Source organism: Burkholderia sp. AU4i, assembly GCF_000466765.1.
Taxonomy (GTDB): domain Bacteria; phylum Pseudomonadota; class Gammaproteobacteria; order Burkholderiales; family Burkholderiaceae; genus Burkholderia; species Burkholderia cepacia.
In genome coordinates, this window is sequence record NZ_ASSI01000283.1 from 1 (window position 1) to 8948 (window position 8948).

General features: G+C 69.3%; 7 protein-coding genes and 1 pseudogene. 6 read left to right on the top strand and 2 right to left on the bottom strand.

What is annotated here, in order from left to right:
* Positions 1–158: 158 nt before the first annotated feature.
* The gene (locus L810_RS40490) at positions 159–1361 is read left to right on the top strand and encodes a GNAT family N-acetyltransferase (RefSeq protein ID WP_042978223.1); all 1203 of its coding nucleotides are present in this window, start codon (positions 159–161) and stop codon (positions 1359–1361) included.
* Positions 1362–1385: 24 nt separating this feature from the next.
* Here the strand turns inward: L810_RS40490 and L810_RS40495 are convergent, their stop codons facing one another.
* Both L810_RS40495 and L810_RS40500 read right to left on the bottom strand, forming a co-directional pair.
* On the bottom strand, positions 1386–1868 hold the full coding sequence (locus L810_RS40495) for a DUF3331 domain-containing protein (protein ID WP_021163917.1): 483 nt from the start codon (positions 1866–1868) through the stop codon (positions 1386–1388).
* 38 nt (positions 1869–1906) lie between these two features.
* On the bottom strand, positions 1907–3118 hold the full coding sequence (locus tag L810_RS40500) for an MFS transporter (RefSeq protein WP_021163918.1): 1212 nt from the start codon (positions 3116–3118) through the stop codon (positions 1907–1909).
* Positions 3119–3327: 209 nt separating this feature from the next.
* On the opposite strand from L810_RS40500, the gene L810_RS40505 reads away from it, so the two are divergent.
* The 5 genes and pseudogenes from L810_RS40505 to L810_RS40525 form a co-directional block, all read left to right on the top strand.
* Positions 3328–4068, top strand: coding sequence for a GNAT family N-acetyltransferase (locus tag L810_RS40505; RefSeq protein WP_021163919.1), 741 nt, complete (start codon positions 3328–3330; stop codon positions 4066–4068).
* Positions 4069–4416: 348 nt separating this feature from the next.
* Positions 4417–5481, top strand: a complete 1065-nt coding sequence (locus tag L810_RS40510; protein WP_042978224.1) for a 2,3-butanediol dehydrogenase — start codon at positions 4417–4419, stop codon at positions 5479–5481.
* A 439-nt stretch (positions 5482–5920) separates the two neighbouring features.
* Positions 5921–7858, top strand: a complete 1938-nt coding sequence (locus L810_RS40515; protein ID WP_021163922.1) for a sensor histidine kinase — start codon at positions 5921–5923, stop codon at positions 7856–7858.
* A gap of 151 nt (positions 7859–8009) precedes the next feature.
* Positions 8010–8666: a VC0807 family protein gene (locus L810_RS40520; protein WP_021163924.1), complete on the top strand. Its 657-nt coding sequence runs from the start codon at positions 8010–8012 to the stop codon at positions 8664–8666.
* Between the two features lie 74 nt (positions 8667–8740).
* Positions 8741–8948, top strand: a pseudogene (locus L810_RS40525) (CPBP family intramembrane glutamate endopeptidase); the annotation flags it as partial.

The window sequence follows — 8948 nt, forward strand, 5'->3', positions numbered from 1 at the left end:
TTGGCTCTTGGCTCTTGGCTCTTGGCTCTTGGCTCTTGGCTCTTGGCTCTTGGCACCATAAATTTGCCAATCCCTGGCGCTTCTCATGGTACCTCGCCGCGACTACGATCGTCTGCATGCCGGCATGTCGCCGGCCGCCAACCGAAGCGAGATCGACCTTGTCCACGCTCACCAACGCTTTCCAGCAATCCATCGGCCACCCCGTCCCCGACTGGTCCGCGCGCCCGCGCCCGGAGCGCATCGTGCTCGAAGGCCGCTACTGCCGGCTCGAACCGCTCGACGCCGAGCGCCACGCGGCCGACCTGTACGCCGCCTACGCCCAGGCGCCGGACGGCAGCGACTGGACCTATCTCGCACACGGCCCGTACACCGACGAGTCGAGCTACCGCGACTACGCGCGCGGCGCGCAGGCGAGCGCGGATCCGCTGCACTACACGGTGATCGACCGTGCCACGGGCCGCGCGGTCGGCACCCTCGCGCTGATGCGCATCGATCCGGCCAACGGCGTGATCGAGGTCGGCTCCGTCACGTTCTCGCCGCTGCTCAAGCGCACGCCCGTCTCGACCGAAGCGCAGTTCCTGCTGATGAAATACGCGTTCGACACACTCGGCTACCGGCGCTACGAATGGAAATGCGACGACCTGAACGTGCCGTCGCGCAAGGCCGCCGCACGGCTCGGCTTCCGCTACGAAGGCACGTTCCGGCAGGCGATCATCTACCGCGGCCGCAATCGCGACACCGCGTGGTTCTCGATCATCGACGGCGAATGGCCGGATGTCCGCGCCGCGTTCGACGCGTGGCTCGCACCGGAAAACTTCGACGCGCAGGGCAAGCAGCGCCAGTCGCTCACCGCGATCCGCCACGCGCAGGCGCGCGCGCGCGATGCGGCCGGCCGCGCGCACGACGCGACGCGCGTCACGGTGCGCCCACTCGTCGCCGCCGACGAAGCCGCGTGGCGCCCGCTGTGGCAGGGTTATCAGAAGTTTTACGACACCGCGCTGAGCGACGCGGTGTTCGCGACGACGTGGGCCCGCCTGATGGATCCTGCCGAGCCGATGTTCGTGCTCGGCGCATTCGACGCATCGGGGGCGCTGGTCGGGATCGTGCATTCGATCTACCACCGCTCGTGCTGGACCGAAGGGCCGTACTGCTACCTGCAGGACCTGTACACCGCGCCCGACGCACGCGGGCAAGGCGCAGGCGGTGCGCTGATCGAGGCCGTGTACGACCATGCCCGCGAAGCCGGCGCGAGCCGCGTGTACTGGCTCACGCACGAAACCAACACGACCGCGCGCGCGCTGTACGACAAGCTCGCGAACAACGCCGGGTTCATCCAGTACCGGCACGACGTGAAGAAATGACGGGATGCCGCGGCCGGCCTGCGTTCAGCCGCGAACGTCGGCCGGCGCGTATGCGTCGTCGTCACCCTCCGCCCTGGCGCCACGCACCACGCCGGTTGCACCGGGCACCGACGCCGGGCAGATCATCTCGTCGCCATTGGCCGGCACGGGCCGTCGCACCGGCCGGAACACCGGCTCGCCCGGCTCGATCGACTGCCCCGAGATCGCGCAACGGCCCGGCTGCAACGCGACGCGCAAGCGCCAGCGCTGTTCGCCGTAATGGCAACGGCCGCTCTCGACCCAGCGAACCAGCAACGCGTCGTCGCCGGCCTCCAGCACCGTGACGAACAGTTGCGGGCGCAACGGCGAGACGGCCGCCGCGGCATGCTCGGGAGCAGGCGCTCCGCCGGGCGTCACGAGCGGATGCGCGGCGCCGCCGCGCGGCGGCATCGCATCGTGTTCGATCCGTGCCGGCGCATCGCACGGCACATCTTCTTCGCAAATCAGGCTTTCCATGGTGTTGAGCATGCTTGACGGATTTCCGTGCAGGTTGAACGGCGCCGCGCTCAGCGCCGGCCCATCGGTTCGCGCAGCAGCGACAGGCCGATCGCCGCGCCGGTGACGGCGGCCGCGAGCATCAGTCCGATGCCGCCCGACCAGCCGAATGCACCGACGATCGCGCCGATCGACAGCGGCCCGATCACCTGCCCGAGATAGTTGCCCTGCACGACCCAGCCGATGCTCAGCGGCGCCAGCGACGGCGTCGGCGCGGAGCCCGGTGCGCACGCGAGGATCGTCGCCGGCAGCATCCCCGCGATCGCCGAGAACGCGAAACCCAGTGCGACCGCGAGCGGTGCCGGTGTGGCCGCGCTGAAGAGTCCCGCGCCCGCCGCGCCGATCGCGACCGACGTCGCAGCCATGACGATCCCCGGCCGTGCGCCGCGCGACAGCAACCAGCCGGCCGTCAGGTTGCCGATCACGCACGCGGCGACGATCGCCGCGCTGATCAGCCCCGCCGCGCCGACCGCGACGCCGAGGCGCTGCATCAGGAAAACCGGCAGGAACGTCATCGCCGCGAAGAACTGCACGTTGTAGGTGGCGAAACCCAGCGCGAGCAGCGTAGTCGACCGCGACGCGAGCACGTCACGCAGCGCGGGCCCGATGCGCGGCGCCGCGGCCTGCCGGGCCGGCGTTTCGGCGGACGTCGTGACGGGCACCGCGGCCGCCGCGGCGAGCGTCAGCGCCGAAGCCGCGAGCCAGCCGTTGCGCCAGCCGCCGAGCAGCGGCCCGACCAGCATCGACAGCGCCATGCCGGCCGGCATGAACGTGCTCCACAGCCCGAACGCGAGATTGCGCCGCTCGGGCGGCGTCACGCGATTCAGCACGGCCGGCGCGGCGACCACCACGATCACGAAACCGAGCCCCTCGGCGAAGCGCGTGGCGAGCAGCAGCGCGAAACTGCCGGCCGACGCACCGGCGACACTCGACAGGCCGAGGATCACCAGGCCCGCGATCAGCATCCGCCGGTCGCCCCAGCGCCGTACCAGCAGCCCGGCCGCGATGCCGCCGAACACGCCGACGAACGGAAACACCGACATGATCCCGCTCAGCGAAGCGAGCGAGCCGCCGAACTCGTGCTGCAGCGACGGCAACGCGATCGTCGCCTTGCCGACGTGCAACGCGGACACGATGCTCGCCAGCACGACGTTCGCGACGGCGGCCCGGTAGCTGCGCGGCGGCAGCGTCGTGGCCTCGGCCGCGACAGGCGATTCGGTCATCTCCACCTCCGTTGGAGCGGCCGCGTGCAACGGGGTGCGTCACGCGTCCGCGATCGGACTGGCGCACATGATACAAATTGAAGTTAACTTCAAGTAAAGGGGTATCGCGCGCAACGATGCGTTTCGCCGATCGCGGCAATGGGCCCGGGCGGCGGCGAGCGGCCGCCTGATTTAAGCTGTCGGCTTCGCCCCGACCGCGTTGCGCCCGCATGCCGACCGCCTCTCCCGCTCCCGCCGCCCCGCTTCCGCTCGACGCAGCCTGGTCGACCTTCCCCCGCCGCAAGGCCGCCGTGCGCATCTTCGTCGCCGGCTACTGCGCCGCACGCGACCGGCGCGATGCGCCGCTGCACGACAGCCCGGACGGCCAGGTCGTGCGGTTCGACGCCGGCATGGGGCGGCCTTTCGAGCACTTCGTGATCGAGGGCGCGCCCGCGTATGGCGACGGCCCGTTCACCGTCGGCGCATGGATCACGCGCTTCGGCGCCGCGCCGCTGCCGCCCGCGCTGGAAGGCAGGACACGCCGGTTGTCGGACGAGCATTTCATGGCCGCCGATATCGACACGCTGTCCGGCGACGATGCACTCGCGCAGGCGCTCGGTTGCCACACGCCGCGCGACGTCGAAACGTTCAATGCGGACGCCCCGTTCCCGCCATTCCAGCCGAATCCGGCCGCGTTCCTGTTCGCGCACCGCCTGGACGGGCAGATCGCCGCCACCGCGCGCTACGGTTTTGCGTCGGCGCACGATATCGTCGTCGACCGCGTCGCGACGGCAGATGCGTACCGCCGCCGGGGTCTCGCGATGCAGGTGCTCGCCGCGATCGTCGCGCACGCACGGCAACGCGGCGCGCGGCGCGTGTGGCTCGTGTCGACCGAGGCCGGCCTGCCGCTGTACCGCGCCGCCGGATTCACGCGGCTCGCACCGGTCGCGGTCGACGAAATCGTCGCCTGACCGCGCGTCGAACGGCGCCGTCCATCGCCGCGCGTCTCGCGACTCGTCTCATTGCACTGAGACGAACGTCCCAGCGTCTCACCGGCGTGCCGTGCAGCGATTGCAGCAAAATTCGTGCATTTCCCCCGTCAAATCGTTTCCTGTCAACCGAACAGGCGAATGGTGCATCGCATCACGCACGTTCCGTTGAATCGCCACCCGGCGTACCCGCTCGAGCTGGCCCCGTTCCTGCATACCGGTCGATCGCGCAATCGCGCAACGGGCGCACCGGCAGCCATGCCGCGTGCCCGACGACAACCTGACGGAGACAGCAACGTGAGTACACCGGCATCGACCACCGCCCCCAGCATGAAAGCCGCCGTCTGGCACGGCCGCCACGACATCCGCGTCGAACAGGTTCCCGTTCCGGCGCGCCCGCCGGCCGGCTGGGTCACGATTCGCGTGCACTGGTGCGGGATCTGCGGCTCCGACCTGCACGAATACGTCGCCGGCCCCGTCTTCATCCCGGTCGACGCGCCGCATCCGCTGACGGGCCTGAAGGGCCAGTGCATCCTCGGCCACGAGTTCAGCGGCGAGATTGCCGAGCTCGGCGCGGGCGTGACGGGCTTCGCGGTCGGCGACCGCGTGACGGCCGACGCATGCCAGCATTGCGGCACCTGCTGGTATTGCCGGCACGGGCTGTACAACATCTGCGAGAACCTCGCGTTCACCGGGCTGATGAACAACGGCGCGTTCGCCGAATACGTGAACGTGCCGGCCGAGTTGCTGTACAAGCTGCCCGACGGTTTCCCGACCGAGGCCGGCGCGCTGATCGAGCCGCTCGCGGTCGGGCTGCATGCGGTCAAGAAGGCCGGCAACATCGTCGGGCAGACCGTCGTCGTGGTCGGCGCGGGCACGATCGGCCTGTGCACGATCATGTGCGCGAAGGCCGCGGGCGCCGGGCGCGTGATCGCGCTGGAGATGTCGGCCGCGCGCAAGCAGAAGGCGCTCGAGGTCGGCGCGAGCGTCGTCATCGATCCGAAGACGTCCGACGCGATCGCCGAAGTCAAGGCGCTGACCGACGGCTACGGCGCCGACGTGTCGTTCGAGTGCATCGGGCACACGGCCACGGCGAAGCTCGCGATCGACGTGATCCGCAAGGCCGGCAAGTCGGTGATGGTCGGCATCTTCGAGGAGCCGGCACCGTTCAACTTCTTCGACATCGTGTCGACCGAAAAGGAAGTGATCGGCTCGCTCGCGTACAACGGCGAGTTCGCGGACGTGATCCGCTTCATCGCGGACGGCCGCATCGACGTACAGCCGCTCATCACCGGGCGCATCGCGCTCGGCGACATCGTCTCGCACGGCTTCGAGGAACTGGTCAATCACAAGGACCGTAACGTGAAGATCATCGTTCGGCCCGCCGTCGCCTGACCGCTCGCGCGGCCGCGGCACCGATTCGCGCCGCGGCACGCCTGCTGCAGCATCGTCCTGAAGCGTCGCCCGTACACGGGCGGCGCACCTGCCTTCCGTTCCCGTCCAGCTCCCTCCTTGCCGCCGTCGTCCTAAGCGGACCTGATGCCGCACCTCACGACAGACGCGCGGATCAAAAATATTCGTCATCCAAACCATCTGCCGTAACGCGCCAAGGGTTCGATACGCGATCAGGGTTTCTCCGGATCAAGCGCGATTCGCCCAATGTCGACAGGGCATTGACGCAAGGCGATCCTGTGCAACGCGAGATCCGGCCTCCCGGCCGGGATCGTGGCCGCCCCGTGAAGGCGGCCGCGCCCCCACAAAACCTTACGGCGTCACGGCGCCGACAGGCCGAGAATACGGGCCCACCCGGGATAGCTTGCAAACATGGTGTGTCATGAATCGTTCATTCTCGTTTAGCCGGGAACACGCATATAACATTCGATCGCTGACGATCCTGCAGAAGACGCATATCGGCTTCGCGCTCGTCACCACGCTGCTAGCCTTGCTCTGCGGCACGATCATCTGGGGGAGTTTCCGGCAATACCGGCAGGAAAACGCCGACCTGCAAAGCTTCGAATTCGTCCGCGGCGCGATGAGCGCCGCCAACGTGATCTCGGCCGAACGCGGCCCGACGAACGACCTGCTGGTACGCCTGCAGGACGACGGCGCTGCCGAGATCCGCAACCTGCTCGCCGCGCGCGCGCGTTCCGACAACGCGCTCGAACGTTTTCGCGCCGGCATCGCGCAGGCGGCCGTGCTCGACGACCGCGAACGCGGCAACCTGCTGCATGCACTCGACTCCGTCCGGATGATGCTTGCCGATGCGCGTGCCGAAGTCGACGCGCTCGACGCGCGGCCGCTCGCGTCACGCACCGTTCACGACATCCAGCACGCGCAGGCGCGCCTGTTCCGGATCGTCGACACGCTGTCGCTGCTGATCGACGGCGCGATGAGCGACACGGCGATGCGCGACCCGCGCACGTCCGGTGCGATCCTGCTCGCGCGGCTCCTCGGCGATCTCCGGGAATACGCGGGGCGCACGGGTTCGCTGCTGATCGCGCCGATGTTCGCGCGGCAGGCGCTCGATCGCGCGCAGTTCGCGGACATCATGCGGATGCGCGGACGCATCGAGCAGTTGCGCGCGCTGATCGACGGTGCGATCGGCACGCAGCTCGACGACCCCGACGTCGCACGCGAATATGCACAGCTCAACGCGGCCTTCGACGCGCACATCCTGCCGCTCGTCGACGCGACCGTCGCCGGCGGCCGGGACGGCGCGTATGCCATGAGCGCCGCCGATTTTTCCCGCGCGATCGTGCCGCATTTCCGGCCGAGCGAGCTGCTGCGCGACCGCGTGATCGACCTTGCCCGGCATCGCGCGATCGGCGACCGGAACGCCGCGCGGATCAGGGTCGGGGTGTCGGCGTTCGCCACGACGCTGTGCATCGCGATCCTGGCCTCGCTAGCGCGCGGCATGCAGCGGCTGCTGTCGAAGCCGCTCGATGTGCTCGGCCGCCGGATCGTCGCGCTCAGCGAAGGCGATACGTCGCACGTCGCGCTGCCGCGCGGCGTCGGGCCCGAGATCGCGCGGATCCACGCGTCGCTGGAAACGTTGCGCAACGCGACCGTCCGCCGCGACATGCTCGAGCGCCAGCGCAACGACATGCTGACGCTGTTTTCGCACGACATGCGCGCCCCGCTGACATCGCTGATCATCCTGATCGACACGCAGGCGCAGCGGGCGGCCGACGCGCAGATGAAGCAGCAGTTCGCGAGAATCGCCGGGCTGGCGCGGCACACGCTGGCGATGGCCGACGGCTTCGCGCAGCTGTCGCGTGCGGAGGCGAGCGAATACGAACGCGTGCCGGTCAACCTCGCCGACCTGATGAACGAGGCACGCGATGCGGTGTGGCCGCTCGCGCACCGGAAATCCATGTCGATCGACGACGTGCCGCGGCGCGACGACACGATCGTGCGGGGCGACCCGGCGCTGCTGTCGCGCGCGCTGATCAACCTGCTGGACAACGCCATCAAGTACAGCGCGCCGCTGACGAGCGTCGAATGCAAGGTCGAGCCGGGTGCCGACGGCAAGACCGTGCGCTGCACGATCCGCGACAGCGGGTGCGGAATCAGCAGCGGGGACCAGACGCGGCTGTTCGAGCGCTACCGGCGCTTTCGCACCGCCGGCCAGCCGGAAACCAGCGGCGTCGGGCTCGGCATGGCGTTCGTCAAGGCCGTCGTCGAACGGCACGGAGGCCACATCCACGTGCACAGCGTCGTGCTGCAGGGCACCACCATCACGATCACGCTGCCGGGCGCGGCGGCGCCATGACGACGGTGCCGCCGCGGCCGGCGGAAAGCGGCCGAAGCCGTGCCGCAGCCCCGCGCGATTCTTCGATATACTGGACCGAACCCTTTTCGGGGCAACCGGTGGCCACCACACCCATTGCGCGTTCGCCCCAACCTGCGTGGAATTGCTCACCGTGAAACCGCGAGCCGGACTGATTCTCGAACTCTTCGTCAACCTGGTGCTGCCCTGGGTTGCCTACCGGGCCGCGCAGCCGTATTTCGGCGAAACCGGCGCGCTGTACGCGTCGGCGGTCCCGCCGGTCATCTGGTCGATCGTCGAATTCATCCGCTCGCGCCGCGTCGATGCGGTAGCGGCCATCGTGCTGCTCGGCATCGCGCTGTCGATCATCGGGATGGCGTTCGGCGGCAGCGCGCGCACGCTGCTGATGCGCGAATCGCTCGCGTCGGGCACGATCGGCGTCGTGTTCCTGCTGTCGCTGTTCCGCGAACGCCCGCTGATCTTCTATCTCGCCCGCGCCACCATCGCCCGCGAAATGGATGGCGGTGCCGCGCATTTCGAAGCGGTCTGGAACGCGCAGCCGGGGCTGCGGCAGATGCTCCGGCGCATGACCTTCGTCTGGGGCGGGTTCATGACGCTGGAAATGCTGCTGCGCTGCTGGATGGTCATGACCTGGCCGGTCGAACGCGTGCTGGTCGTGTCGCCGATCATCGGCTATACCGTGTTCGGCTGTCTGCTGACGTGGACGTTCTGGTACCGGCGGCGGATGCGCGTGCGCAACAGCGTCCACATCCCGGGCCGCGACGGCGTCACCGAAACCGCCGGCCGCTGACGGCTCCCGGCCGGCACGACCGGAAGGCTGCTGTATGATGCGCGGCGTCTCGTCCGACGAATGCCGCTCCTGTCATGTCCCTCTCGCTCCTTCCATCCGCCACGATCTGGCTCGCCCTGTTCGCGGCCGCCGCGTTTGCGTGGTATCGCCCGCAGCACGGGCTGAGCGTCGGCCTTGCCGCGCTCGGTTATGCGTGCGCGCTGGCGTTCGGCAAGCTCGCGCCGCTCGCGCTGGCGCCGCTCGCGTTGCTGGCCGCGGCCGCCTGGGGCGTGATGCCCGGGC

Bases quoted from the DNA above. Each gene is read 5' to 3' on its own strand.
- L810_RS40495 (WP_021163917.1), bottom strand. From the start codon at position 1,868: ATGCTCAACACCATGGAAAGCCTGATTTGCGAAGAAGATGTGCCGTGC.
- L810_RS40500 (WP_021163918.1), bottom strand. From the start codon at position 3,118: ATGACCGAATCGCCTGTCGCGGCCGAGGCCACGACGCTGCCGCCGCGC.
- L810_RS40505 (WP_021163919.1), top strand. From the start codon at position 3,328: ATGCCGACCGCCTCTCCCGCTCCCGCCGCCCCGCTTCCGCTCGACGCA.
- L810_RS40510 (WP_042978224.1), top strand. From the start codon at position 4,417: ATGAAAGCCGCCGTCTGGCACGGCCGCCACGACATCCGCGTCGAACAG.
- L810_RS40515 (WP_021163922.1), top strand. From the start codon at position 5,921: ATGAATCGTTCATTCTCGTTTAGCCGGGAACACGCATATAACATTCGA.